This is a genomic window from Duganella levis, assembly GCF_009857605.1.
In the GTDB taxonomy this organism is placed as follows: Bacteria; Pseudomonadota; Gammaproteobacteria; order Burkholderiales; family Burkholderiaceae_D; genus Rugamonas; species Rugamonas levis.
This window is the reverse complement of sequence record NZ_WWCT01000021.1, coordinates 104,904-129,368: the sequence shown is the minus strand read 5'-3', so window position 1 is coordinate 129,368 and position 24,465 is coordinate 104,904. Positions and strand designations below refer to the sequence as shown.

The following is a 24,465-nucleotide window of genomic DNA, read 5'->3' as shown; positions in this document are numbered from 1 at the left end:
AATTTCGATACCTTTACATTTGCTCGATACGCATTATGTCTACCCGTTTGACTCAGATCGCCGCTGCTGTATTTACCCTGTGCATTGCCTCCGCCCACGCCGAGGATGAACAGCCCAAGCAGGAGGAGATGCAGAAGGTGGAGGTCAAGGGCTCCGCCGCCAAATATGATGCGCGGCGCGATGATACCGCTAGCAAGACCGTCGTCAACGCCGAGGAAATCCAGAAGTACGGCGATACCTCGGTCAACGATGTGCTGAAGCGCTTGCCCGGCATTACCATCGGCGGCGCGGCCGGTCGCAGCGGTGGCGAAATCCGCATGCGCGGCCTTGGCGCCGGCTACACGCAAATCCTGATCAACGGCGAACGCGCACCGGCCGGCTTTGCCATCGACAGCCTGGCGCCAGATGTGATCGAGCGCATTGAAGTGCTGCGCGCCGCCAGCGCCGAGTTCAGCACGCAGTCGATCGCCGGCACCATCAATATTGTGCTGAAGAAGGCGCTCAAGCCGGCCCAGCACGAAGTCAAGTTCACCGAGGCCAAGAGCAGCCACTCCAGCTCGCCCGCGATCAGCCTGCAAATGTCGGACAAGAAGGATTCCACCTCGTATTCCTTCGGCGGCAATGCCTGGCGCTTCATGTACGACCGCACCACGCCGACGCTGGAAACCGGCAACGACGCCAACGGTGTTCCGAACGTGTCGCGCGCCTCCACCTGGCAGGACGCCGGCCACGGCGACGGCTTCAATCTGTCGCCGCGCATCAACTGGAATCTGGATGGTGGCGATACGCTGACCTCGCAATCGTTCCTGAACTGGAACCGCTTCGCCAGCACCAGCCACAGCCGCACCGAAACCGCCTTTGGCGCAGGCCCGGACTATGATCGCATCGACAGCACTTACAGCAATCACAGCGGCTTCGGCCGCACCGACCTGAACTGGGTGCACAAGCTGGAAGAGGGCGCCAAGCTGGATCTGAAAGCCGCCATCAGCGACGCCCGCAATACCGCTGATTCGCTGCAAATCGGCGGTAACAACGGCGGCCCGGCCACGCTGGTGCGTAACGTGCATTCGGATAGCTCGGAGCAAGGCTTCAGCACCCAGGGCAAGTATTCGACACCGTTCACCTTCGGCAAGCCGGCCGAAGGCGAGCCGGACGCAGTTGAACACGCGCTGTCGCTGGGCTGGGACGCCGGCGTCACGCAGCGCGACGATACCCGCATCCAGCGCGACGCCGACTTGCCGGGCGCCACGCCGATCAACAGCGACGAGGGCTTTACCGCCAAGGTCACGCGGCTGGCGCTGTTCGGCCAGGATGAGTGGAACATCACGCCGCTGTGGTCGATATACACCGGCGTCCGCTGGGAAGGCCTGGACACCCGCGCCGACGGTGGCAGCATCGACCCGGTGCAGAACCGCTCCAGCGTGCTGAGCCCGCTGATGCAGACGCTGATCAAGTTGCCGAACAAGAAGGACCAGCTGCGTCTGGCGCTGACCCGCACCTACAAGGCGCCCAGCACCGCCGCGCTGATTCCGCGCAAATTCACCTCGACCAACAACAGCCCGACCGAGCCGGATCGTCGCGGCAATCCCAACCTCAAGCCGGAGCTGGCGCTGGGCCTGGATGCGTCGTTTGAACATTACTGGGGCGAGGGTGGTCTGCTGAGCGCCAGCGCCTCGGTGCGCCGCATCGAGAACTACACCCACCAGGGTTTGTTCTACCAGGACCAGCGCTGGGTGTCGAACGCCATCAACGACGGCCGCGCCGAGACCCGTGGTATCGAGCTGGAAGCCAAATTCCCGGTCAGTGCGCTGATGGATCACGCGCCCAAGCTGGACTTGCGCGCCAGCGTCAGCCGCAACTGGTCGCGGGTGGAAGTCGTGCCTGGCCCGGACAACCGTCTCGACCAGCAAGTGCCGCTCAGCGCCACGCTGGGCGTCGACTACAAGACGCCGGATGGCCAGCTCAGCACCGGCAGCAGTTTCAGCTTCCGCAATGGCGGCCTGGCACGCCTGAGCGGCACACAGGGTGGCTACACCTCGGTGCGGCGCGATCTCGACGTGTACGCGCTGTGGAAGCTGGATACGCAAAACAATCTGCGCGTCGCCGTCTCCAATCTGTTGGCGCAGGACTACACCACCGAAAGCCTGTACAGCGACAGCAACGGCAGCCTCAACCGAACCACCGTGGCCAACGGCGAAACCACGCTGCGTGTGACGGTCGAAACGCGCTTCTGAGGTGCTATGATTCCACGGTGAATCTATTCGCCGTGGAATGCCCTCGTGAAGATACCCAAGAGTACGCTTGAGCAGTGGCAGGTCCTGCAAGCCATCGTGGAATGCGGCGGCTACGCGCAGGCGGCCGAGGCGTTGCACCGCAGCCAGTCCTCGGTCAGCTATATGGTGGCCAAGCTGCAAGAGCAGCTGGGCGTTGAGTTGCTGGAAATCGACGGCCGGCGCGCGCGCCTGACCCGCAACGGCGAGGCGCTCCTCAACAAAGCCCGCGAACTGCTGGGCGACGCTTTTCAACTAGAACAACTCGCCGGCAGCCTGGCCGACGGCTGGGAACCGCAAGTCAGTATCGCGGTTGATAGTCTGTTTCCGGTCGAACTGCTGGTCAAGGTGCTGCGCGAGTTTGAGCCGTGGGCAAGGCATACGCAGGTCAACCTGGAGGAGACCGTGCTGTCCGGCTCCGAGGACGCGCTGGTGGAAAAGCGCGTCGACATGGCCATCGTCAGCCGCATCCCATCCGGCTTCCTCGGTGATGCGCTGATGGACATCGAGTTTGTCGCGGTCGCCCATCCCTGCCATCCATTGCATGTGCTGGGGCGGGAACTGGAACTTGATGATTTAAGCCGCAATCTGCAAATCGTGGTGCGCGATTCCGGCACCTTGAATCCACGCGATCACGGATGGCTAAACGCCAATCAGCGCTGGAGTGTTACCAGTCCGCACACGCGGATGGAAATGATTTGTAATGGCATCGGCTTTGGCTGGCTGGCCGAGCATAAGATCAAACAACAACTGGAGCAGGGCTTGCTCAAGCCTTTGCCATTACGCGTCGGCCAGCGGCGTAAATTGTCCTTATCACTGGTAGTAGCCAATCCTGAATTAGCCGGTCCCGGCACCTGCCGGCTGGCCAATTTAATCCGTAAAGTGGTGGCGGATGGGATACAGTTGCGGCCACTGTGTGAATGACGCGACATTTATATTCCCCAAACAGTTGTGGAAAATATCCTTTTTTATAGCTATATTGGTATTTGTTTGGATATATCTGGAATATCTCAGCAAAGTTATGGTAAATTGCGCCTATCAAATCTCACACATTGTCACTTGTGGTTTTTTAAAACTGCCCCATCGATAACAAGGAAATAAGATGACGACTTACCAGGAATACAAAGCCAAGATCGCTGAACTGGAAAATCTGGCTGAGAGCGCCCGCAAGGACGAAATTACCAAAGCAAAAGAACAAATCGCCACCATCATGCGCGATTACGGCCTGACCATCGCTGACCTGGGCGCTACCGCCAAGGCCAAGGTCTCGAAACCACGCGCTCCTGTACCGACCAAGTACCGTGACGACGCTACCGGTCAGACCTGGACCGGCCGTGGCCGCGCGCCAAAATGGTTGGAAGGCAAGAACAAAGATGATTATCTGATTAAGTAATTCTTCAGCAAAAGCTGGTAGCAGGGGTTTATATCGCATAAACCCTGTACCAGCTTTTTTCTTTTTCGGGCGCACTCCATGAAGCGTAGCCGTCTCACCGTCTTATTCTCCGTCTTAATAGCGCTATTCTCGCCTGTCTCACAAGCGGCCGATACCTTGTTAACGCCCGCGCGGGTGTGGACCAGTGACGGAGCGGCGCACGCCAATTGGGCCGTGCTTATCACCGATAGCAAGATTGCAGCAGTCGGTTCGATAGAAACAATCAAAATACCGGCCGGCGCCGAGCGTATCAACTTGCCAGACACCACGCTGATCCCCGGTTTAATGGATTTGCACTCGCACGTGCTGCTGCATCCATATAACGAAACCTCGTGGGACGATCAGGTCTTAAAGGAATCGGTCGAATACCGTACTTTGTTGGCCAGCCGCCACGCCGCCGCAACATTACAAGCCGGATTCACCACCTTGCGCGATCTCGGCACCGAAGGCGCGCTGTATGCCGATGTCGCCATTAAAAAAGCGATTAATGATGGCGTGATTCCCGGCCCGCGCTTATTTATCGCCACCCGGGCGATTGTCGCCAGCGGCAGTTACGGACCGTCGCCGCGCAGTTATCGAGACGATGTCGATTTGCCGAAAGGCGCGCAGGAAGCCAGCGGTGTGGATGAAGTCGTCAAAGCTGTGCGCGAGCAGGGTGCGCGCGGCGCCGACTGGATCAAGGTCTACGCCGACTACCGCACCGGCGCCGACGGCAGTTCCCACGCCACGTTCACCCAGGCCGAGCTGAACGCGCTGGTGGCAACCGCGCATGAGTCCGGCCGCAAGGTGGCGGCCCACGCCAGCACCGACGAAGGCATGCGCCGCGCCACACTGGCCGGGGTCGATACCATCGAGCACGGTTATGGTGGCAGCGCCGCCACTTTCAAGCTGATGGCCGAACGCCACGTCGCATATTTCCCCACGCTGACCGCGCCGGAAGCCACCAGCGAATACTTCCAGAAATACCAGCGTGGCGGTCCTTCGACGCCATCCATGCAGGCGGCCGCGCGCGCCTTTGCGTTGGCGCGCCAGCAGGGCGTCACCATCGGCAACGGCAGCGATGTCGGCGTGTTTGCACACGGCGACAACGCGCGTGAACTGGAATGGCTGGTGCGGCTGGGCATGACGCCGGTCGAAGCCTTGCGCGCCGCCACGGTGGTCAACGCGGCCGTGCTGGACCAGTCTGCCACGCTGGGCCAGATCAGCGCCGGCTATCTGGCCGATCTGGTGGCGGTGGAGGGCGATCCGACCCAGGATATCGCCGCGCTGCGCAAGGTGCGCTTTGTCATGAAAGGCGGAATGATTTTCCGTCGGCAATGAGCCGAGGCCAGCCATTTCGTGAGATGATTGCGAAATGCCATCTATTCCATTGTTTCCGCTGAAGACCATCCTGTTTCCTGACGGGCATTTGCCCTTGCAGGTGTTTGAAGTGCGTTATCTGGACCTGGTCAAGCGCTGCATCGCCAAGGGCGAGGAGTTCGGTGTGGTCTCGCTGCTGGATGGCAGCGAGGTGCGTTTGCCGGAACAGCACGAGACCTTGTCCGCCTGCGGCACCATGGCGCGCATCCTCGATTGGGCTGCGCCACTACCGGGACTGTTGCAGATTTCCTGCATCGGCACCACACGCTTCCAGGTTAAATCTGCTGAGCAACTGAAGCACGGCCTGTGGATGGCCGAAGTGGAAGAAGTAGCCGAAGATATGGTGGTGCCGATTCCTAGCGAACAGCAGGACGTGGCCAACGCGCTCGGCGCCCTGATCCGCTCTCTGCAAAAGAAACAGATTTCCACCGCCAATATGTCGCTGGCGCCGCCGTACCGTCTGGACGAAGCCGGCTGGGTCGCCAACCGCTGGTGCGAGCTGCTGCGGCTGGACCTGGAAGAAAAGCAGCGCCTGCTGCTACAGGAAAATCCGGTGCTGCGGCTGGAACTGGTGCAGGACGTGCTGAGCGAGAACGGTCTGCTGGACAATTAACCGGCATGCGCCTCGCTGGCATCGTCCAGCGCATGGATGCGCACCGACCACATCACGCCCGCGATCAGCAGCACCATGGCGGCAATCTCCAGCCCGCGTGGCAGCTGCTGCTTGTAGATAAACCCGTACAGCAGCGCGAACAGCGTTTCAAACAGAATCAACTGGCCGGACAGGGTCAGCGGCACCTTGCGGCTGGCGATATTCCACAAATGGTTGCCGATGGCCGACGCCCCCAGCGCAATCACCGCGCTGACGATCCAGAACAGTCCCCAGTCACGCCCGCTGGCCACCGCGCCGGCGCCGGTCACGTCGCCATGGAAAAACACCAGGCCCACCAGCGCAATCACCAATGCGATCAGTCCGCTGGACACCCCATACAGAGCCGACCATTCGCCGCTGCTGAAATGCGGGTTGCGCTTCAGGTAGCGGGCATTATCGACGGAGTACCAGGTCCAGCACGCCAGCGCGACGGCCGCGCACAATACACCCAGCAGCTTGCTGCTCAGCGGCAGGCCATTGCCGACATCATGCGTGAAGACATCGATATTGATGCAGGCGATGCCGGCCGCTACCAGCAGCAGCGGCAAGGTCAGCTGCTTGAGCGGCACCGAGCCGTGGTCCTTGTGGCCCACCAGCGTGACCGAGATCGGCAGTACGCCGATGATCAGCGACGTCGCCGCAACGCCGGCCAGCTTGACGCCCAGCGCAAGCAGCATGTAATAGACGATATTGCCGGCCAGCGCATGCTTGATCATGGCGATGATGTCGCTGCGGTCCAGCCGGCGCAGCAGCTTCGGCAGCCGCGTCGACATCACGGCGGCGGCGATCAGTCCGTAGCAGATGTAGCGGCCGCACGCCATTTCCAGCGGCGTGAACGCGCGCAGGAACTCCGGCGCAACAAACACCATGCCCCACATGGCGCCCGCCAGCAAACCACACAACACGCCTTGCAGCATCGTTGGATTCCTTAGTTGAGAGTGCAAAGCCAGCCCACGGCGGCAACGTTCAGCACGACGCTGCCCCAGTAGGCGACCTGGAAAGAAGTCTTGACTGTCTTATGCCGCAGCCAGCGCTGCGCCAGCAGGCCGCCCGGCCAGCCGCAGCCCAGGCCCAGCAACAGCAACGTGCGTTCGGGAATGCGGCGGCGCTGGTGAATGGCCGCCGATTTGTCGATGGCGTAAGCGATGAAACAGGCCACGCTGGCGGCGCCATACAACGACGCCAGCCACAGCCAGTTCAGCGCCGGCGCGTTCAGAAGTAGCTCAGGCCGAGCGCGGCCTTGACTTCGTCGGCGGTTTTGGCGGCTACTTCGCGGGCTTGCATGGTGCCTTCCTTCAGCAGCTGCATGATGTAGCCCTTGTCTTTTTCCAGCTCTTCGCGACGGGCGCGGATCGGCGCCAGCATCTCCTGCAGCACCACTTCCAGGCGTTTCTTGACGATCGAATCGCCCAGGCCGCCGCGCACGTAGTGGGCTTTCATTTCTTCCAGCTTGTCTTTTTCCGGATCAAAGGCGTCCAGGTAGATGAAGGCGACGTTGCCTTCCAGGTGGCCTGGATCTTCCACGCGCAGGTGCAGCGGGTCGGTGTAGACCTTTTTCACGGCGGCGGTGATCTCGGCGGCGGTGGCGCCCAGGTTGATGGTGTTGCCCAGCGACTTACTCATCTTGGCTTTGCCATCGATGCCAGGCAGGCGGCCGATGTCCGGCACCAGCGCCTTGCACTCGACCAGGATGTCTTTATTGACGATGCGGTTGAAGCGGCGCACGATTTCGTTGGTTTGTTCGATCATCGGAATCTGGTCTTCGCCGACCGGCACCAGCGTGGCTTTGAATGCCGAGATGTCGGCGGCCTGCGAAGCAGGGTAGGTCAGGAAGCCGGCCGGAATGTCGCGCTCGAAGCCGCGCAGGGCGATTTCGGTTTTGACGGTCGGATTGCGCTCCAGACGCGCCACAGTGACCATGTTCAGGTAATAGAAGGTCAGCTCGGCCAGTTCCGGAATCTGCGACTGGATCAGGATGGTCGACTTGGCCGGGTCGATGCCGACTGCCAGGTAGTCCAGCGCCACTTCGACCACGTTGCGGTGCACCTTGTTGGTGTCGTCCATATTGTCGGTCAGCGCCTGCGAGTCGGCCAGCATGATGAATTGCTTGAATTGGTGCTGGTATTCCACGCGGTTACGCAGGCTGCCGACGAAGTGGCCGAGGTGCAGCGGACCGGTCGGACGATCGCCGGTCAGGATGATTTGCGGACCCTTGGGTGCGGTGGCGACCGCAGAGACTTCGGCGGCGTCGGTTTGTGGCAGTTCAGGCAGACTCATCAGGGTTCCTTTACGTTGCCCCGGTCTGGTGAGCGGATACAAAAACGCCACCAGACTAGGGCGGCGTTGATAAAAATATCACATCACTATGGTTGTACAGTGGCCGCGCTCGCTAGGAGCGGCGCCAATACGTGCGGGTGTGAGGCGGGGCATAAAAAATCATGGCCGTATGGTTGCAGTTTGGTGGCGGTCTGTCAAGTTCGGAACTCTTTTGCGCGGAAGGCGGTCTAAACCGAAAAAGGAGAACAACATGTCGAATAATTTTGATACCGTGGCTTTTATGGACACGCTAGTCGAAAGTGGCTTCTCAGAAAGACAGGCCAAGGCGCTCGCCTCGGCGCTGTACCAGCTGATCGAAAGCCAGTTGGTGACCAAACACGATCTGGAACTGGCATTTGCCAAATTTGAGTTAAAGATGGTGAGCTATATGTTCACTTCGTTGCTGTTGCAGTCCGGTGTGACAGCGGTGCTGTTCAAACTTCTGCACTAGCTGCATCGTCGTTGTCCGGCTCCGGCGTGCGCTCCAGGATGTCGCCTGGCTGGCAGTCCAGCCGTTCGCAGATTTTCTCCAGCGTGGAAAAGCGTATGCCTTTGACTTTGCCGGATTTGAGCAGCGACAGGTTTTGCTCCGTAATGCCCACATACGCCGCCAGCTCACGTGACTTGACCTTGCGCTTGGCCAGCATCAGGTCCAGATTAATCACAATAGCCATCAGATGAACGCCTCGTTCTCCGCCGCCAGCCGGCTGCCTTCCTGCATCAGCCGCGTGACCAGATAAAACAGTCCGCACACCAGCAGCAGAATGATCTGCTCCGACCGCACGCCCACCGACATATGCCGGTCGCCACCCGCCATCAACCAGAACGCCAGCGTCCGCACCAGCGGTTCGGCAATCGTCAGCAGCGTTGACGCCAGCGTGGCGCCGGCAAAGGCGCGCAGGTGGCCGACCGATTGCGCCGTGAACAAATCCTGACGGCGAAAATTCAGCAGCAGCCGGTCCAGCCGCCACAAGCCATAGCCCATCACCAGCAGCGGCACGGCGGCCAGCGCCGCACCCAACGCCCGCTGCGACGACGACATCGCCAGCTTGGCCGCCGTGCTGACGCCTTCCGCCGTAATCTCGATGGTCATGCTGCCAATCGCCGGCGCAAACGTAGTCCACGCAAAGACAAAAAACGCCGCCTGCACGGCAACACACAGCCACAGGAAAGTGCGGATCAGTGAGATTTTCATAAATTTATCGTTTTACAGTAAGTTTTTGTTGTTGTATATTGAATTGTACATTTAAAAACAGGAGCGGGAAATGAGGCATGCGTGGCTGGCGGTAATCGTATTGATCTTGTCCGGATGTGCGATGCAGGTCGGGGAGCGCAATATCCTGCGCGCCGACAAGCCCGGCGATGCGCCGCCGTCGCGCGTACTCGACAGCGCCAGCGCACCAGCCTGGCAGCTCGATAAAGTCTCGCTGCCGGCTGCGGATGCGGAACTGCACGGCGTCTCGGCCACCCGTCCCGGCAACGCGCTGACGGTGCTGTACTTCGGCGGCAACAGCTTCCATCTCGACCAGCACGGCGCGGAGGTGCTGGGCGCGATTGCCCCATGCGGCGCTGACGTCACTATCTTTGACTATCGCGGCTACGGCCGCAGCAAGGGCGTGCCGACCATCGCCACGCTGAAGAGCGACGCGCTGCGGATCTTCGACGACGCCAATACGCGGCATCCGGGCCAGGTGGTGCTGCATGGGCAATCGCTCGGCAGCTTCGTCGCCGCCTACGTGGCGCAGCAGCGTCCCGCCGCGCGTGGCCTGATACTGGAATCGACCACCACCAACGCGCGCGACTGGGGCAACGCCATGCTGCCATGGTATGCATGGCCGTTCGTGCGACTGGAGATCAGCCCGGAATTGCAGGATATCGACAACGTGGCGGCGGCATCGGGCTACGCCGGACCGGCGCTGGTGCTGGAAGGGGAGGCGGATAACACCACGCCGCCGCGCCTGGCGAAGCAGGTGTACGCGGCGCTGCCGTCATCCTCCAAACGGCTGCTGCTGGTGCCGGGCGCCGGCCATAACGATGTGCTGACCAATGCGATGGTGCAGCCGGCCTACTGCGAATTCATTGGCCGGCTGGCAGCACCTTAACGCGGACGCACGCTGTCGGTCAGAAGCTCTGGACGGAAGTAGTGCAGGTAGCCTTCCATCACATGATTGGATTTGCCGGCCTTCTCCAGCGCCTCGCGCAAAATGGCGTGGTCTTCCGGCTTGAGCGCGTTGGAGAGATAAGCACCGCTCTGGCTCCATGGCAGCTCCGGAATGGTCTCCATCTTCAGCCGCTCCTGTAGGCCGTGCACGCGTTGTTCACGGCGGATCGCGCCGGCCATCAGCGTCGGTCCCATGATGGTGACGTCGGCCGAGCCGGCGTGCAGCAGGCGCGCCACCGCAATCACGTCGACCTCCACGAACAGGCGACCCTGCTTTTGCAGTTCGGTGAGCAGCGTCGAATACTTGTCGCCATAATCAAAGCCGCGCACCACGGCCACGCGCAATTCGCGCCGCGCCAGCAGATCCTGCAAACTGCTGATCGGCGCGCGGCCGGCGTTCACCGAAATCAGCATCGGCCGGTGATTGATCATCGGGATGAAGGTGCCCACCTGGTCGCGATCCTGTGTGCGCGAGGCCGGCGCCAGCACGTCCGCCGTGCCGTTCTTGAACATCGCCACCTGGCGCGCACGCGGCACCACGGTGAACACGAAGCGGCAACCGATCTTCGGACCGATACTGCGCAGCAGATCCGGATAAATGCCTTTCACATGCGTGCCGTCGATGATCACGCTGGCGCCGTTGGCCGATACCGGCATCGAGATTTCGCGCGAACAGCCGGTGGCGCCGGCACTGTGTGAGGCAAGTGTCAGGCTGACGGCGCACGCCGCCAACAATAAGCGCAGCTTCATGCTTCCTCCGCCTTGTGCTTGCCGAAGTAGCGCTGCGCCACCAACACCGCCATCGCCTGCATGGCGGCGCACAGATAGAAGGTGCTGCCGACGCGCCAGTCGCCGGCTGGCAGGTGACTGACTTCCCCCAGGATCGCGGAACCCAGCAGCGGCATGATGATCACGCCCACGCTGCTGATCGATTGCAGCGATCCCATTAACTCGCCTTGCTCGTCGGCCGGCGTGTGCTTGGAGACGATGCTTTGCAGGGCCGGGCCAATCGCAAACGACAGTACATTACAGACGATCAGCACATACATCATCCAGCCCTGTGTGGCCAGGCCATACAGCAGATAAGTGACCGTGCCCGAGACCATGCCCAGTTGCGCCAGCCGCACCTCGCCGAAGCGCTTGATCAGAAGGCCGAGCAGGCCGGCCTGCACCACGGCCGCCGTCAGGCCGACGCAGAACAGTGCGGCGCCATTCTGGCCCGGCGTCCAGTTGAAGCGGAAGGTGGTGTACAGCACCCACGTGGTTTGCAGCATCATCGCCGCCAGCGTCACCAGCGTGTAGGTGACCACCAGGCCGCGGATGTCGGTGCGGCGCGCCAGCTTGGCCAGCGTCGCCAGCGGATTGATCTTGGATAGCTTGAACGGCGCGCGGCGGGCCGCCGGCAGCGATTCCGGCACCATCAGATAGCCATACACCAGATTCGCGGCCGACAGCGCGCCGGCCACATAGAACGGCAGATGCAGGTCGACCGTGCCCAGGAGCCCGCCCAGCATCGGCCCGCAAATAAAGCCCAGACCGAACGCCGCACCGATCTTGCCGAAGCTTTTGGCGCGGTTGTCCGGTGTCGAAATATCGGATGCATAGGCCGACGCCACCGACATGCTGGCCGACGACATGCCGCCGATCACGCGGCCAATGAACAAACAGGCCAGATTGGGCGCCCAGGCCGTGGTCAGGAAGTTGATGCTCATGCCGGCCATGGAATACAGCAGCACCGGACGGCGGCCAACGCGGTCGCTGATCGCGCCCAGCATCGGCATGAACAGGAACTGCATCAAGCCGAACACCGCGCTCATCACGCCATACCAGTAAGCCTGGTTGTCGCGCGTGCCGGTGAACTCGCCGACCAGCACCGGCAGCACCGGCACGATCAGGCCGATGCCCAGCATATCGATGAAAACGCAGATCAGGACAAAATTCAGGTTACCCGGCGGCTTGCCCGGTACCGGCAGCGGCGCCGCTGCCGAGGTGTCAGTGGTGGTCATGTATGCGTGATTGTTGGTTACGGCGCGGCCGGGCTGGCGGCCCATTCGGCGATAAAGCTGTCGCGGAAGGCGATCAATTCATTCAGCCGGTTGTCGGCCAGGCGGCGGCCGGCGGCGGTCTGCATGGTGCCGGGCAGGGTGGCCAGCTTGGTGTCGATATGATCGAGCGCGTACGCCTTGTCATCGAGGTCGCGGTGCAGCGCCATCGGATCGTCCGGATGCGCCAGTGCCGAATCCATGCGGCCGGCGGTGTAGAACAGTCGCGCCAGGCCGACCGCGCCCAGCGCATCCAGCCGGTCGGCGTCCTGCACGATTTTAGCTTCGATGGTCTCGGCGCGGATGCCGGCGGAAAAACTGTGGCTCTCGATGGCATGGGCGACGCCGGCCAGTTTATTTGGCGGGAAGTCCAGTTCGGCCAACTGGCGGCTGGCCAGCAGTGCCGCCTTGCGCGACGCCAGATGGCGCTCGGGATGGTTCTTCGGCAGGTTGACCAGGTCATGGAGGTAACAACCGGCCAGCACCACCAGTGCGTCGGCCTCGGGATAATCGTTCAGCAGCAGGCTGGCGTTGCGCCAGACGCGGTGCAAATGGTTGGTGTCGTGGGCGCCATCCATGCCCTGTGCCGCAGCGGCCAGGGCGACCAGGCGCGGGTGCCAACCAGTAAGCAAGCTATTCATCGGTCTCCCGGATTGATTCGTCGATTTTGTGTAAATGATACAGGCTTGGCGCGCCTTGTGCAGGAGAAAACCGTAGCCGAATTGTCAATCTGAAAATTGCATTAAGTTTATTTTGTTGCTGGCGTGCATTTATTTGGTGCTATTGATCTTGACTTGCGGTAACATTGCGCATAGTCACTATCGCATAGAAGGAAAACCCATGTCTAACGTAAGCGAATTGCACGCGACGTCCTCGACCGCCGGCGAGTACCTGGCCTTTACCCTGGGCCAGGAAGAGTACGGCATTGATATTCAAAAAGTAAGCGAGATCCGCAGCTACGAAACGCCAACCCGCATCGCCAACGCGCCGGGCTTCGTCAAGGGCGTAGTCAATCTGCGCGGCATCATCGTGCCGATCGTCGATATGCGCATCAAATTCAACCTGGGCACCCCGACCTATGACCAGTTCACCGTGGTCATCATTCTCAACATCGGCCACCGCGTGGTGGGCATGGTGGTGGATCGCGTGTCGGACGTGACCACGCTGCTGCCTGAGCAAATCAAACCGGCGCCGGAAATCGGTTCGGCCCTGAATACCGACCACATCGTCGGCCTCGGCACCATCGAAGACCGCATGCTGATTCTGGTCGATATCGACAAGCTGATGTCCAGCGCCGATATGGGACTGATCGAGAGCACCGCGCTGGCGGCATAAGCCGGCCACATCACGCCGGGCATGACCCGATGCTGATCCCGTAGTTTTTGTTTTTGTTTTACTCTGAGAGGTAGGTGCAAGAATGAATATGTTGGCGAATATCAGTATCGGCAAACGCCTGGCGTTGGGCTTCACGATTATCCTGGCGTTTGCGGTGCTGATCACCGGCATCAGCGTGTGGCGTCTGCAAGGCGTGGCCTCGGCCACCAGCGAAATGATGCAGAATCCGCTGGCCAAGGAACGCATGATCTCCGACTGGTCCGGCAAGATCGACAGCGGCATCCGCCGCACCACCGCGATTGCCCGCAGCAGCGACCAGTCGCTGGGCGCCTACTTCGCCGAAGAGTCCAAGGCTTCGTCCGCCGCTTCCGGCGAACTGCAGAAAAAAATCGAAACGCTGATCAGCGATGAAGATGAAAAAGCCCTGTTCACCCGCATCGGCGAGCAGCGCAAGGTCTACCTGTCGTCGCGCGACCAGATCAACAAGCTGAAAACCGCCGGCGAACTGGATGAAGCAACCAAGATTTTTGAAAACGTTTTCAAGCCTGGCACGGCCAAGTACCAGGAATTGATCGTCGAACTGCTGAAAATGCAGCGCGCCAAGATTGACGCGGCGGCAGTTCACATCGAAGAGATCGCCGACAGCAGCCGTCGCTTGCTGTTCATATTGGCCGCACTGGTGCTGGCATTCGGCGCCACCAGTGCCTGGCTGCTGACCACCGGTATCGTCCGTCCGCTGCAAGAGGCGGTAGCGGCAGCGCGCCGCGTCGCCAGCGGCGACCTGACCGGCCACATCGACGATAGCGCCAAGGACGAAACCGGCCAGTTGCTGACGGCGTTGAAGGACATGAACGCCAGCCTGCTGGGCATCGTCACCGAAGTGCGCTCCGGTACCGATCACATCACCACCTCGTCGAGCGAAATCGCCCAAGGCAACCAGGACCTGTCGCGCCGCACCGAACAACAGGCCGGCGCGCTGGAAGAAACCGCGTCGTCGATGGAAGAACTGACCTCCACCGTCAAGCACAACGCCGACAATGCGCGTCAGGCCAACCAGCTGGCCGCATCGGCCGCGCAGGTGGCGGTGAAGGGCGGCGCCGTGGTGGCGCAAGTAGTGGGCACCATGGATTCGATCAACCAGTCGTCCAGCAAGATCGTCGACATCATTGCGGTGATCGACGGTATCGCCTTCCAGACCAATATTCTGGCGCTGAATGCGGCGGTGGAAGCGGCGCGCGCCGGTGAACAGGGCCGTGGTTTTGCGGTAGTGGCGTCGGAAGTGCGCAATCTGGCGCAGCGTTCCGCTTCGGCCGCCAAGGAAATCAAAGCGCTGATCGGCGACTCGGTGGAGAAGGTCAACCAGGGCAGCAAACTGGTGGCCGACGCCGGCGTGACGATGGACGAAATCGTCGCCAGCGTGCACAAGGTCAGCGACATGATCTCGGAAATCACCGCCGCCAGCAGCGAACAAAGCGCCGGCATCAACGAGGTGAATCAGGCCATCGGTTCGATGGACGCGGTGACGCAGCAGAACGCGGCACTGGTGGAGCAGGCTGCCGCTGCGGCGGAATCGATGCAGCAGCAGGCCGCCGCGCTGGCGCATGCGGTCAGCGTATTCAAGGTCGATGGCACGCCGCGCCTGTCGCATGCGCGTCCGGCCCGTCCGCAGCTACAAATTACTCGCAGCGTCTGAACTTTTCACGTAACATTGCCTTTTTGGCTATGTGCGTGGGAGTGTGATGCGATATTTTCTGTTGGTGTTACTGGCGGCCCTGGCGCCGCTGGTCCGGGCCGAAACCGGGTTTGCCAATCTTGAACGGGGGCCGCACGGCGTCGGCTTCCGCCTCGTTCAGCAATACGATTATTCGCGCAGCTATCGCGAGAAAAACGATGTCGTCAACGGCCAGCCGTTCACCGGCGAACGCGCCCGGCCGGTGCAGACGCTGATCTGGTATCCCGCCGCGTCCAACGCCGGCACGCGCCTTCCTTATTCCGACTACATCCGCACTGAAGCGACCGACATTGATTTCGGCCGCGCCAAATCCGAGGTGGACGCCTTCGTGGCGAACCAACTTAAATCGGCCGTTGCGGCCATTGGCGAAACGCAGGCCAAGGCCAAATTTGCCCAGCGCATGTGGGCGGTGCGCGACGCTGCGCCGCTGGCGGGTAAATATCCGGTGGTGGTGTATGCGCCAGGCGGCGGCAGTGCGGCGCACGAAGCGGCCGATGTCGGCGAGTACCTGGCCAGCCATGGCTATGTGGTAATCGTCAGCCGCAATCTGGGCACGCGCAGCTACCTGATGACGGTCGATCGCGAAGGCGCCGAAACGCAGGCGCGCGACATCAGTTTCCTGGTCTCTTACGCACATGCGCTGCCGTTTGCCGATACCGCCCATATCGCGGCGGCCGGCTGGAGCTGGGGTGGCATGACGAATCTGTTTGCGGCAGCCGCCGACAATCGCATTTCCGCCGTCATCAGCCTGGATGGCACGCGCGAGCCGGATCTGACCAAGATGCTGCCCGTGTCGCGCCTGACGATTCCGTGGCTGTACATTTCGCGCAAGCTGGCCACCATTTCGGAACTGAACAAGCGCGGTATCGAGAGCTCATTCAGCCTGCTGAACGCGGCGCGCCACATGCAGCTGTATCAGGTGGTGATGCAGCCGATGGTGCACGTCGACTTTTCGCCGGAAGCCTTGCGGTTCCAGCCGCCGTCGCATTTTGAGGAATACACCCGCGAGGAAGTGGAGCAGGCCTACTACTGGACCGCGCGCTACATGCTGGCGTTTGTCGATGCCTATCTGAAGAACGACGCGGCCGGCCTGGCCTTCGTACAGCGCTCGCCGACGCAGAACGGCGCCCCGCGCCATATGGCCTTGTACGAACCGCGCGCAGCCGATACCAGTCCGGTGGCCACGCGCGCCGGCTTCGCCACCGAACTGGCAAAGCGCGGCTTCGATCACGCGGTGGAGATCTACACGGCGCTGCATGGCCGCGACGGCACCTTCGTGTTGTCCGAGTCCGACCTCAACGCCTGGGGCTACGAACTGCTGCGCTCCGATAAACAGGCGGCCGGGGTGGAGATTTTCAAACTCGGCGTATCGCTGTATCCGAACGCCAGCAACCTGCACGACAGCCTGGCCGAAGGCTATGAAGCACTCGACAACAAGCCCGCCGCCATCGCCAGCTACCAGAAATCACTGGAACTCGATCCGAAGAACGGTCACGCCGCCGACCGTCTGAAAGTGCTGAGATGAACTTGCCGCTCAGCCGTGGCGCCGGTACGCCAATTTCTGGCGCGTCACGCCCTGGGTGGCGAAGTCGGCGTCCGGCGGCACTGGCTCGTTGAAGAAGTCCCATTCGAAGATGGGCAGGAAATTGAACTTCTTTGATCGGAAGATGCCGCGATTGCGCTTGAATTCGCTGTAACGGTCACCCTTGAATTCGCGGTGCACATCGGTGAATGGCAACACACGCTCGGCGAAATCGTGGAAGCGCAGTGCCGGATTTTTTTGCTTGAAGTTCCGGAAAATATCGAACTGGTCGCGGCAAATCACCTGGATGGCTGTCTCCGGAAAATCGTTATGCGGCGACCACAAGACGTGCCAGCCATCGCGCACCTCGTTCAGAAAATCGACCAGTTGCGGACTCAGGATGAACGCGTCCGATTCGATATGGATGATTTTGTCGACGCTCAGTTCGTCGGCGATCTCGATCGAGTGCAGAAAACTGCGCCACCAGCCCGGATAATCCTTGATGCTTTGGCGGCCCAGGTTGTTATCGAAGCGGACAATCAGGTGCGCGTCTGTTTCAGCCGCCACCGGGGCGGTATGCGAAATCGTCTTGATGAGGCTGGCGCTCGGCAGGAAAGGCGAACCATCGTCGATCATGATCTTCTTCACCGCATTGATCGGCACGTCTCGATAATAGTCGAGCCAGCGTTGATAGCGGGTTTCCCAGGCTTCGTTGCCGCTGATGAAGCTGGTGCAAAAGAGGAGCGATTTCATTGTGCAATAAGGTCAACCAAAGAATATTATCTTACCAGATGAGGTCTGGCGTCTGATCCCGGCGCGGTATCGCTTGTTGTGACAGTTGATCCGCCGCACCGTTGCGGTGACGTGGAATCCAGCGTAGTTGGACTTCGCCCAGCGCCGCCATCAGCGACACCACACGCGCGCGATACTCTTCCAGTCCCTTGGCGCCGCGTGCTGCGCCGAGATTCACGTCGTTGACCACGACCTGGCTGTCGCCGTAGACCAGCAGGCCATGCGCGCCATGGTCGCGCGCTGCTTCCAGTAACGCCGTCAGCGCCAGATATTCCGCTTCGCTGCTGTTGCCATATCCCGCGCGGCGGCTGATTTCCACGCGCTGGCCATCCGGTCCGCAGAGTAGGGCGCCAATGCCGATCTGGCCTGGATTCGGATGCGCCGAACCGTCAAACCAGCCGCGCCACGCTGCCGCAGAAGGCTGCATGCCCGCTTTGCGTACCGCCAGCTTGTGCGCGCTGGCGGCTTGCCTGGACTGGCGGCGCTCTTCATCACGCAGGCGCAAGGCTTCGCGCTCGGCGAGAAGGTGCGCCAGTCCCAGCGCACCGGCGGCCAGGGTCAGCACCTGCAACAAGGCCTGCGCCTCACTCAACTGCATGCGTGCCGCCAAACGGCGCGCGGCCACGCGCTCGCCTTTGAAGGCGGCCGTGGCCAGCGTGTCAAACTCCATAGTGCCCATCAATCGCGGCGACGGTTGTCTGGATGGTTGTCGTAGCGGTTAGGAACGCCGTCGCCATCGCGGTCGCGGTCATAGCGGTTGGGAACACCGTCATGGTCGCGGTCACCGCGTCCCCGATTGTCGCCACGGTGATCACCGCGATGGTCGTCGCGGCCGTCGTGACGGTCGTAGCGGTTCGGAATGCCGTCGTGATCGCGGTCGCCGTTCGGGCCGCGCTCCCAGCGTGCCTCTTCGCGGTACCAGTGGCCATCCCGCTGTGCCCAGCGCGGTTGCGAGTAGACGTAGCCCGGACGCGATGCGATCCAGTTCCCGCCTATCCATTCGTGACGGTTGCCGCGCCAGTCCCAGTAACCTGGCGACCACACAAAGCCTGGACGCGGAGCAGGGATCACTTCATAGCGTGGTGGTGGCGGTGCAACGGTGATGTAGTCGCCGCGCGATGGACCGCTGACGACATACCAGCCGCCCGGATCGAAGCGCCAGCCGCCGCCATCGCGAATCCAGGTCGCTGGACGCCAGCTGCTGCCGACGCGTTCACGTTCCCAGTGGCCGCCTGCCCATGCATGGCGGTGGCCGTCCCAGTTCCAGTAACCTGGCGCCCAGACGTAGCCGCGGCGTGGTGCCGGCACGGTTTCATATCGTACTGGAGGTGGCGCATTGCCGATCACGACACTCACGCCGACTTGTGCGGAGGCGATAGATGGTGCGAAGGCCGCAGCGCTCAGCGCAAGCATGGCAGTGGCAAAAATAGGCTTGATCATGATGTAGTCCTCCGTTGTTATCTGCGCTGTGACTGCGCTTGGAAAGAACTATATCAACTGCGGCAAGTGTGTGTGCCGGATGATGCAACTTTTTACATATGACACAAAGCTGTGTGCAGGCTTTGTGCGATGGCGAACAGAGTATCGCCGGAAGGGCTTCGCCTGTTACGCGGCAGCGCGGCTGTGCGGACAGGCGAAGGGGTGACGCGGGTTCAAATTTTGCTCGCGCTGGTGGTGGTGTTGGCGGCCACGGTGGCGGCGCGTTCTTGCAGCAGCGATTGCAGTTTTTCTTCTGCCGTGAGGCGTTTGGCGCTGACCACAACAACTTGCATGTTGGAGGCGGAAGCGGTGGCGGTGGTATCGGCCGTTGGGTGTTCGAAGGTGTAGGCAGCCGAGCAGGCCAGGGCGGCAACGACAACGAACAGGGCTTCAAAGTTTTTCAGGACATTCATGATCTTCTCCTTGGGGTGGTTGAATTGAGTTTCGATGTAGTCACTGTATGCCAAGCCCCTGCAAGCCGCACCGGGATTGCGACGGGACGCAGGTTTTGCGGCCCGAAATGCAATTTGGCGCGATAGCCGCTTTTCCTTGCCCCTCTGCTAAGTGCCAGCAGATACCGTCCACTAGCGTGAGGGGCATATGCCGCAATTCATCCGTACCATTTTGCAAGCCTGGCAAGAGCGCCGCCGCGCGCGCCGCCGCAGCGCCAACTTGCGCGCCGGCCAGCGCGGACGGCCGTCGGTCACGCTGGTGTCGTCGCATCGCCCGCCATCCGCGCCCCATGCGCCGTCGCCGGTGCCGACTACCCGCCGCGTGATCCCGGCGCGCGTGGTATGGATCGTGGTGGCCGGCCTGGTGGTCATGCTGGGCGGCGGTGCGCTGATCGCCGGCCATGCGCGCCATTTGGCCGCGTCCACCGCCAGCACGCCGCAATCGGCTGCCAATATTCGTGCCGCCAACGCCTATCAAGCCGTGCTGCCGGGAATCGGCTTCACGGTGCTTGAGCAGCCGGGCGTCAGCGCCAGCCTGCATCCTGGCGGCGCTCTGCTGATTGTCTCCGGACTACAGGCCGCGCCGCCAGTGCGGGTGGACCTGTGCAGCCAGATGCGCGGTCCGACCGATCCGCGTCTGCTGCCGCTGCGCCTGGGCTACCGCTTCGACGACGTCAAACGCTGGGTTGCGCGCAATGAAGAGGCCAATGTCCAGATCTCGCTGCGCAACGTGCTGCTGGTGGCCGACCGCGCCAGCGCTACCGACGCCATGCCGGAAATCGATATCGAAGGCACCGGCCGCGCCGACTACACCGACCCGGCAAGCGAACCGTTGAAACTCAGCTGGCATGCCCGCCAGGGCGAGGCCCGCTGGCTCAGCGACGCCAGCTTCGGCCAGATCGAGCAGGGCGCCAATGGCCAGGTCGGGCTGCGCCAGCAAGGCTGGCTGCTGTGGGGCGCCAATGCCGCCTTGCGCATCGAACGCCGCGCCAACGCCATGTGCCCGCAGGCCGGCGAACTGCTGGTGCAGATGTATCGCCCGGCCGGCAGCACCGGCACAGCTCCCGACGCTGGTGCCGGCATCGATGCCTCCGTCGTCCCCAGCGCCGCGCTGGTCACCGCCTTTCCTGCGCGCGGCCCGGCCGTCAGCGCCTACTTCGCACCCGGCCAGTATCAAGTGCCCAGCGCTGGCCCAGGCGAACTGGAAGACCAATCGCTATTCGATGCGTTGCAAGCCCAGGGCCTGATCCGCCTCACCGCCAGCGGTACCATCGACATCGCGCCGCGCGACCTGCCGCAATGGCAGTCCGCGCCATCCACCGAACGCGCCGCAGAACTGGGCAACTGGAAGCAGGTGCCACCCGGCGTCGTCACCAAAAAACTCTTCAAGCGTTTGTACTACCAGGCTGACGGCGCATACGTTCGCCAGCAAATCGATATCTATAACAGCGAACGCCGTCTGCTGGCCTGGCGCGTCAAGGCACCGGCCAACCTCACGCCCGACTGGAGCGCCAGCACCGGCGGCAATGCCGCCAACGGCAACGCCCCGGTCATGATTGCCACCACCGGCCAGATGCCGGTCGCCGCATCGCGCCTGTTCGCCACGCTGCCGCAAGGCTGGCAACCATGGACGCGCGTCGCCCGCTGGCCGCAGGCTGGCGAGGGCAATGGCGGCAGCCCAGTAGTGCACCTCGCGCTCAACCTGCCGCACGCTGCCAGCGGCGGCGAAGTCCTGCACATGCTGGTCGCCGGCCGCGTAGGGAGTGGCGTCACCGGCGCCAGCGCCCAATTCGCGCCAGCCTGCTCCGGCCGCGCCTGCGCCAGCAACAACGACGTCCAGCAAATCACGCTGACGCTGCAAGCCGGCGCCCGCAGCATTCAGCTGGACGTGCAGCCACTGGACTTCAATACGCCGGAAGACCAGAAATACCGCCATCTGCGCGTGGCCGACGGACGCCTGATCTGGCAAGCACTCGCGCAAAGCGACAACACCGTGGCACGCAGCAGCGCGCCATCGCCGGTCCAGCTGCAAGACCGCAACGGCGCCATGTTGTGGACCGACGGCGCAACGAGCGAAGCGGCGGTGGAGGCAGGCTTGGCGCCGCTGCTCGGCGTCAGCACCGAACACGCCAACAGTATCGCCGGCATGCTGGCCCGCTTGCCCGCGCCAAAAGGCGCGGTTGACGCCACGCTGACGCTGGACTTGCCGCTGCAAGCCCTCAGCCAGCGCGTGCTCGAATGCGTCGCCATGCATCGCGGCCGTTGGGAGGCCGGCCGCTGTGCCGGCAGCCAGCCCGCGCCAGAAGGCCGCCACGCCGGCCTGGTCATCCTCGATACCGAAACCGGCGACATCCTCGCCGCTGCCGGCGCAGGAGCCGGCGACGTCAGCGCCGCCAACTGGGCCGAGGTGCGCGACTTCGACCGCACCAGCCCTGCGCGCAGCCCATTGCGGCTACCGGCCTTGCAGCACGACGGTGGCGCACACCAAAGTCCAGGCTCCACCTTCAAGGTGGTCAGCGCATTAGGACTGGAACTGGCCGCGCAAAACGATCCGCAAATCGACACGCTGTTGGGCGGCATGCCGCTGCAAGCGATCAACCGCCTGGCGGCGCAGCGAGGCTACGGCTTCCAGACCGACGCCGCCAGCTATCCGCTCAATCCGCGCCTGGCGCACATCACCAACTACCGCGAACAAAGCCTGGACCGGCGTGCGCAGGAGGGCCGCCTTGGACTGGCGCAGGCGCTGACCTACAGCCTGAATACCTGGTTCGCCTGGTCCGGCGAACTGAGTGACCGCAGCCTGTTCGGCCGTCCGGACGGCGGGGCGCCAGACTTGCAAGCGCTAGATGCGGACGCGCTGGATTCGGTGCGACCCATCGTCGCCGCCGCGCACCGGCTGGGCTTTGAGCAGGCGCAGCGTCTCGATGGCGGCCTGCTGCCGGCTGATTTCAACTGGCGTAACTGGGATGCGCTGCAATCCACGCCAGCCCATATGGACCCGATCCACACCCGCCACGAACTGCGCCAGATGTCGATTGGTCTGCGCATGCAGGTCACGCCGCTGCAAATGGCGCTGGCCTCGGCGGCAGTGGGACAGGGCAGGGTAGTCAAGCCGCGCATGCTGCTGTCGCTGGATGGCCGTGATGGCGTAACGCCCGCCGCGCCGCCACTGGGCATCCGCCTGGACCGCATCAAGGCCGGCATGAAAGGCGTGGTCGATGTCGGCACCGGCGCCGGCGCTTTCCGTGGCGCGGCGCTGGCCAGCGTGCGTCCCGGCCTGTATGGCAAAACCGGCACCGCGCCAAGCGGCGACGATACCGCCACTGTGTGGTTCACCGGCTGGCTGGAAGCGGGCAGCCTGCCCGGCCAGACGCACCGTTTGGCGATGGCGGCCTTCGTCAGCCATTCCGACGCCACCGGCGGCGAACACGCGGCGCCGGTGATGGCGGCCATCCTGTCCACGCTGGCCGCGCAGAACGGTGAACAGAAGGGGAAATAGCCTTGTAAACGGGATAATGCAAACCGCGTTTTTATGGCATTCTTGAAAAGCCTTTTGATTTACCCTATTTACAACATTACAGGACTTTATGCGCTTGCCAGGAACCCGGTATCAGGAGCACGGCTGGGAACAAGTGCGCAAGCTGTTGGGACTCTGCTCGTTGCAGGCTTTCCGGCAGATTGAGATGCACCAGGTGCTCGACCCCGGGCAGCACGCGACGCTGCTCGACGCCTATACCGATGCGGTAGCGGCATGCCTGCGCGCCAGCGCCCGCACCGTGCGCGGCGAGGCGGAGGGCAATAGCTACGGCGAGAGCGTGTATGAATTATCGCTTGGCCTGCTATACGAACTTCAGGCGCAGCCTTCCTACTGGACGGCGTTTGTCGCCGCCATGGCGAACGAGCATGCGCGCAGCGGCGCGTTCTGGCTCGACGCCGCCGCCGAGGGCGTGCTGCGCAAGAAGGTCAACGATATGTACGCCACCTTGCGCGACAAGGTCGATGCGGACAACTACATCGTCACTACGGGGCGCGAGTGTTCGCCCAATAAAATTTACACCTATCGCATGCTGGACACGGCGTATCGCGAGATCTCCGGGCTGTTTGCGGCGTGGGAGCAGCACGCCGCGCAGATTGGCGCTATTCTTGGCCGACAGTTAGCCGGCACGCCGATCGAGGTGCGGCAGATGAAGTCCATCGGCGGCTGCAAGGCCGAGTGGATCATCCGCTGGAGCGAGACGCTGGAGCAGTTCGGCGGTTCGCCAGGCCCGCTGCACACCAAATCCAAGCGCTTCGCCAGCTTGAAGAACAGTCCCGAGAAGATCGCGTCGCTGATGGCGGAAATCGGCGATTATGAGGAATTGTCGTCCAATATGGACCGCGCCGAGGATTGGCAGGGCCAGGCCGGCGAGGCGGCGCTGTGGCTGGAAGACTACTGGCGTGTGGTGGGGGAGTCCGAGCAGGCGGAAGCCAGCGGTCAGCCGGCGGAGGAAGACCAGATTCTGGCCGCGCCGGAGCCGGATGCCGACGCTGACGCGGATGTTGACGCCGATCCTGCCGATGAGCCGCGCGAAGGCGAGGCCGCCGTCAGCGCCGCCGAACTGGCCGCCGAACAAGCCCGCGCCGCCGAGCTTTCCCTGCCCCTCCGCTATCTGGAAGTAGCGCGGGCCGCACAGGAATCCGGCAGCTGGACGGTGCGCATGCTGCGCGACGAATCGCTGCCGGTCCGGTTGGCCGTGTACCAAAAGCTGCTGGGCGTAGCGGACGACACTTATCCCGATGCCTGGCTGGACCCGGCCACCGGCGAACTGCCAACCTTGCAGCAGCTGGCGACGTTGGACCAGATTTCGATGCCAACGCTGCGCAAGCGCCGGAATGAAGCAATCGCCAGGCTGCAAGCAGCGGGGGCGCGATGAAGGAGAAT

The 24,465-nt window shown here is 62.4% G+C and carries 24 protein-coding genes; 12 read left to right on the top strand and 12 right to left on the bottom strand.

Going from position 1 to position 24,465, the window contains the following annotated elements:
* Positions 1-35 precede the first annotated feature (35 nt).
* The 5 genes from GTP69_RS22910 to GTP69_RS22890 all read left to right on the top strand — a co-directional run bounded on the left by GTP69_RS22910 (position 36) and on the right by GTP69_RS22890 (position 5,674).
* Complete coding sequence (locus tag GTP69_RS22910) at positions 36-2,234, top strand: TonB-dependent receptor plug domain-containing protein (protein WP_161057028.1); 2,199 nt, start codon at positions 36-38, stop codon at positions 2,232-2,234.
* A gap of 45 nt (positions 2,235-2,279) precedes the next feature.
* Entirely contained in the window at positions 2,280-3,194 is a 915-nt protein-coding gene (locus GTP69_RS22905; protein ID WP_161057027.1) for a LysR family transcriptional regulator, read from the top strand.
* 178 nt (positions 3,195-3,372) lie between these two features.
* A complete protein-coding gene (locus GTP69_RS22900) occupies positions 3,373-3,663 on the top strand; it encodes an H-NS histone family protein (protein ID WP_161057026.1) in 291 nt (96 codons plus the stop codon).
* Between the two features lie 213 nt (positions 3,664-3,876).
* Positions 3,877-5,022, top strand: a complete 1,146-nt coding sequence (locus GTP69_RS22895) for a metal-dependent hydrolase family protein (RefSeq protein WP_371868074.1) — start codon at positions 3,877-3,879, stop codon at positions 5,020-5,022.
* A 34-nt stretch (positions 5,023-5,056) separates the two neighbouring features.
* Positions 5,057-5,674: an LON peptidase substrate-binding domain-containing protein gene (locus GTP69_RS22890; protein ID WP_110848157.1), complete on the top strand. Its 618-nt coding sequence runs from the start codon at positions 5,057-5,059 to the stop codon at positions 5,672-5,674.
* Here GTP69_RS22890 and GTP69_RS22885 read toward each other — a convergent pair.
* From GTP69_RS22885 to trpS, 3 genes are read right to left on the bottom strand one after another with little or no spacing between them, the layout of a single operon-like run.
* Positions 5,671-6,630 (bottom strand): DMT family transporter, encoded by a 960-nt coding sequence (locus GTP69_RS22885; protein WP_161057024.1) that lies wholly within the window; start codon positions 6,628-6,630, stop codon positions 5,671-5,673. The two genes, GTP69_RS22890 and GTP69_RS22885, sit on opposite strands and share 4 nt — an antisense overlap.
* An 11-nt stretch (positions 6,631-6,641) precedes the next feature.
* Positions 6,642-6,872, bottom strand: a complete 231-nt coding sequence (locus GTP69_RS22880) for a DUF1294 domain-containing protein (protein ID WP_371868072.1) — start codon at positions 6,870-6,872, stop codon at positions 6,642-6,644.
* A 53-nt stretch (positions 6,873-6,925) separates the two neighbouring features.
* Positions 6,926-7,990 (bottom strand): tryptophan--tRNA ligase, encoded by a 1,065-nt coding sequence (trpS, locus tag GTP69_RS22875; protein ID WP_229261107.1) that lies wholly within the window; start codon positions 7,988-7,990, stop codon positions 6,926-6,928.
* Positions 7,991-8,240: 250 nt separating this feature from the next.
* Between trpS and GTP69_RS22870 the strand changes: the two genes are divergently transcribed.
* Positions 8,241-8,480: a CCDC90 family protein gene (locus GTP69_RS22870; protein ID WP_161057023.1), complete on the top strand. Its 240-nt coding sequence runs from the start codon at positions 8,241-8,243 to the stop codon at positions 8,478-8,480.
* On the opposite strand, the gene GTP69_RS22865 is transcribed toward GTP69_RS22870, so the two are convergent.
* Positions 8,464-8,703, bottom strand: coding sequence for a helix-turn-helix domain-containing protein (locus GTP69_RS22865; protein ID WP_161057022.1), 240 nt, complete (start codon positions 8,701-8,703; stop codon positions 8,464-8,466). The two genes, GTP69_RS22870 and GTP69_RS22865, sit on opposite strands and share 17 nt — an antisense overlap.
* Positions 8,703-9,224, bottom strand: coding sequence for a DUF2975 domain-containing protein (locus GTP69_RS22860; protein WP_161057021.1), 522 nt, complete (start codon positions 9,222-9,224; stop codon positions 8,703-8,705). The genes GTP69_RS22865 and GTP69_RS22860 overlap by 1 nt, the downstream gene beginning before the upstream one ends.
* Positions 9,225-9,294: 70 nt before the next feature.
* Between GTP69_RS22860 and GTP69_RS22855 the strand changes: the two genes are divergently transcribed.
* Positions 9,295-10,131 (top strand): alpha/beta hydrolase, encoded by an 837-nt coding sequence (locus GTP69_RS22855; protein WP_161057020.1) that lies wholly within the window; start codon positions 9,295-9,297, stop codon positions 10,129-10,131.
* Here GTP69_RS22855 and GTP69_RS22850 read toward each other — a convergent pair.
* The 3 genes from GTP69_RS22850 to GTP69_RS22840 are packed head-to-tail and all read right to left on the bottom strand — an operon-like array spanning position 10,128 to position 12,873.
* Positions 10,128-10,940: a substrate-binding periplasmic protein gene (locus GTP69_RS22850; protein ID WP_161057019.1), complete on the bottom strand. Its 813-nt coding sequence runs from the start codon at positions 10,938-10,940 to the stop codon at positions 10,128-10,130. The two genes, GTP69_RS22855 and GTP69_RS22850, sit on opposite strands and share 4 nt — an antisense overlap.
* The gene (locus GTP69_RS22845; RefSeq protein ID WP_161057018.1) at positions 10,937-12,196 is read right to left on the bottom strand and encodes a TCR/Tet family MFS transporter; all 1,260 of its coding nucleotides are present in this window, start codon (positions 12,194-12,196) and stop codon (positions 10,937-10,939) included. Before GTP69_RS22845 ends, GTP69_RS22850 begins: the two co-directional genes overlap by 4 nt.
* Positions 12,197-12,213: 17 nt before the next feature.
* Complete coding sequence (locus GTP69_RS22840; RefSeq protein ID WP_161057017.1) at positions 12,214-12,873, bottom strand: HD domain-containing protein; 660 nt, start codon at positions 12,871-12,873, stop codon at positions 12,214-12,216.
* 199 nt (positions 12,874-13,072) lie between these two features.
* On the opposite strand from GTP69_RS22840, the gene GTP69_RS22835 reads away from it, so the two are divergent.
* The 3 genes from GTP69_RS22835 to GTP69_RS22825 all read left to right on the top strand — a co-directional run bounded on the left by GTP69_RS22835 (position 13,073) and on the right by GTP69_RS22825 (position 16,824).
* Positions 13,073-13,567 (top strand): chemotaxis protein CheW, encoded by a 495-nt coding sequence (locus GTP69_RS22835; RefSeq protein WP_161057016.1) that lies wholly within the window; start codon positions 13,073-13,075, stop codon positions 13,565-13,567.
* An 82-nt stretch (positions 13,568-13,649) separates the two neighbouring features.
* Positions 13,650-15,260 (top strand): methyl-accepting chemotaxis protein, encoded by a 1,611-nt coding sequence (locus GTP69_RS22830; protein ID WP_161057015.1) that lies wholly within the window; start codon positions 13,650-13,652, stop codon positions 15,258-15,260.
* A gap of 46 nt (positions 15,261-15,306) precedes the next feature.
* The gene (locus GTP69_RS22825) at positions 15,307-16,824 is read left to right on the top strand and encodes a prolyl oligopeptidase family serine peptidase (protein ID WP_161057014.1); all 1,518 of its coding nucleotides are present in this window, start codon (positions 15,307-15,309) and stop codon (positions 16,822-16,824) included.
* Between the two features lie 9 nt (positions 16,825-16,833).
* On the opposite strand, the gene GTP69_RS22820 is transcribed toward GTP69_RS22825, so the two are convergent.
* The 4 genes from GTP69_RS22820 to GTP69_RS22800 all read right to left on the bottom strand — a co-directional run bounded on the left by GTP69_RS22820 (position 16,834) and on the right by GTP69_RS22800 (position 19,505).
* Complete coding sequence (locus GTP69_RS22820) at positions 16,834-17,574, bottom strand: hypothetical protein (protein WP_161057013.1); 741 nt, start codon at positions 17,572-17,574, stop codon at positions 16,834-16,836.
* A 31-nt stretch (positions 17,575-17,605) separates the two neighbouring features.
* Positions 17,606-18,283 carry a ribonuclease HI family protein gene (locus GTP69_RS22815; RefSeq protein ID WP_308494457.1) on the bottom strand — a complete coding sequence of 226 codons (678 nt, stop codon included), beginning with the start codon at positions 18,281-18,283 and terminating at the stop codon, positions 17,606-17,608.
* Between the two features lie 8 nt (positions 18,284-18,291).
* Positions 18,292-19,053, bottom strand: coding sequence for a YXWGXW repeat-containing protein (locus GTP69_RS31750; protein WP_308494456.1), 762 nt, complete (start codon positions 19,051-19,053; stop codon positions 18,292-18,294).
* A 212-nt stretch (positions 19,054-19,265) separates the two neighbouring features.
* A complete protein-coding gene (locus GTP69_RS22800) occupies positions 19,266-19,505 on the bottom strand; it encodes a hypothetical protein (RefSeq protein ID WP_161057011.1) in 240 nt (79 codons plus the stop codon).
* 187 nt (positions 19,506-19,692) lie between these two features.
* Here GTP69_RS22800 and GTP69_RS22795 point away from each other — a divergent pair, with 187 nt between their 5' ends.
* Together GTP69_RS22795 and GTP69_RS22790 are read left to right on the top strand one after the other, a co-directional pair.
* Positions 19,693-23,043, top strand: a complete 3,351-nt coding sequence (locus GTP69_RS22795; RefSeq protein ID WP_161057010.1) for a penicillin-binding transpeptidase domain-containing protein — start codon at positions 19,693-19,695, stop codon at positions 23,041-23,043.
* Positions 23,044-23,131: 88 nt separating this feature from the next.
* The gene (locus tag GTP69_RS22790) at positions 23,132-24,457 is read left to right on the top strand and encodes a hypothetical protein (protein ID WP_161057009.1); all 1,326 of its coding nucleotides are present in this window, start codon (positions 23,132-23,134) and stop codon (positions 24,455-24,457) included.
* Positions 24,458-24,465: the final 8 nt, after the last annotated feature.

Coding starts and splice junctions, on each gene's coding strand:
- GTP69_RS22910 (WP_161057028.1), top strand. CDS start 36: ATGTCTACCCGTTTGACTCAGATCGCCGCTGCTGTATTTACCCTGTGC.
- GTP69_RS22900 (WP_161057026.1), top strand. CDS start 3,373: ATGACGACTTACCAGGAATACAAAGCCAAGATCGCTGAACTGGAAAAT.
- GTP69_RS22890 (WP_110848157.1), top strand. CDS start 5,057: ATGCCATCTATTCCATTGTTTCCGCTGAAGACCATCCTGTTTCCTGAC.
- GTP69_RS22885 (WP_161057024.1), bottom strand. CDS start 6,630: ATGCTGCAAGGCGTGTTGTGTGGTTTGCTGGCGGGCGCCATGTGGGGC.
- trpS (WP_229261107.1), bottom strand. CDS start 7,990: ATGAGTCTGCCTGAACTGCCACAAACCGACGCCGCCGAAGTCTCTGCG.
- GTP69_RS22870 (WP_161057023.1), top strand. CDS start 8,241: ATGTCGAATAATTTTGATACCGTGGCTTTTATGGACACGCTAGTCGAA.
- GTP69_RS22865 (WP_161057022.1), bottom strand. CDS start 8,703: ATGGCTATTGTGATTAATCTGGACCTGATGCTGGCCAAGCGCAAGGTC.
- GTP69_RS22860 (WP_161057021.1), bottom strand. CDS start 9,224: ATGAAAATCTCACTGATCCGCACTTTCCTGTGGCTGTGTGTTGCCGTG.
- GTP69_RS22855 (WP_161057020.1), top strand. CDS start 9,295: ATGAGGCATGCGTGGCTGGCGGTAATCGTATTGATCTTGTCCGGATGT.
- GTP69_RS22850 (WP_161057019.1), bottom strand. CDS start 10,940: ATGAAGCTGCGCTTATTGTTGGCGGCGTGCGCCGTCAGCCTGACACTT.
- GTP69_RS22845 (WP_161057018.1), bottom strand. CDS start 12,196: ATGACCACCACTGACACCTCGGCAGCGGCGCCGCTGCCGGTACCGGGC.
- GTP69_RS22840 (WP_161057017.1), bottom strand. CDS start 12,873: ATGAATAGCTTGCTTACTGGTTGGCACCCGCGCCTGGTCGCCCTGGCC.
- GTP69_RS22835 (WP_161057016.1), top strand. CDS start 13,073: ATGTCTAACGTAAGCGAATTGCACGCGACGTCCTCGACCGCCGGCGAG.
- GTP69_RS22830 (WP_161057015.1), top strand. CDS start 13,650: ATGAATATGTTGGCGAATATCAGTATCGGCAAACGCCTGGCGTTGGGC.
- GTP69_RS22825 (WP_161057014.1), top strand. CDS start 15,307: ATGCGATATTTTCTGTTGGTGTTACTGGCGGCCCTGGCGCCGCTGGTC.
- GTP69_RS22820 (WP_161057013.1), bottom strand. CDS start 17,574: ATGAAATCGCTCCTCTTTTGCACCAGCTTCATCAGCGGCAACGAAGCC.
- GTP69_RS22815 (WP_308494457.1), bottom strand. CDS start 18,283: ATGGAGTTTGACACGCTGGCCACGGCCGCCTTCAAAGGCGAGCGCGTG.
- GTP69_RS31750 (WP_308494456.1), bottom strand. CDS start 19,053: ATGATCAAGCCTATTTTTGCCACTGCCATGCTTGCGCTGAGCGCTGCG.
- GTP69_RS22800 (WP_161057011.1), bottom strand. CDS start 19,505: ATGAATGTCCTGAAAAACTTTGAAGCCCTGTTCGTTGTCGTTGCCGCC.
- GTP69_RS22795 (WP_161057010.1), top strand. CDS start 19,693: ATGCCGCAATTCATCCGTACCATTTTGCAAGCCTGGCAAGAGCGCCGC.
- GTP69_RS22790 (WP_161057009.1), top strand. CDS start 23,132: ATGCGCTTGCCAGGAACCCGGTATCAGGAGCACGGCTGGGAACAAGTG.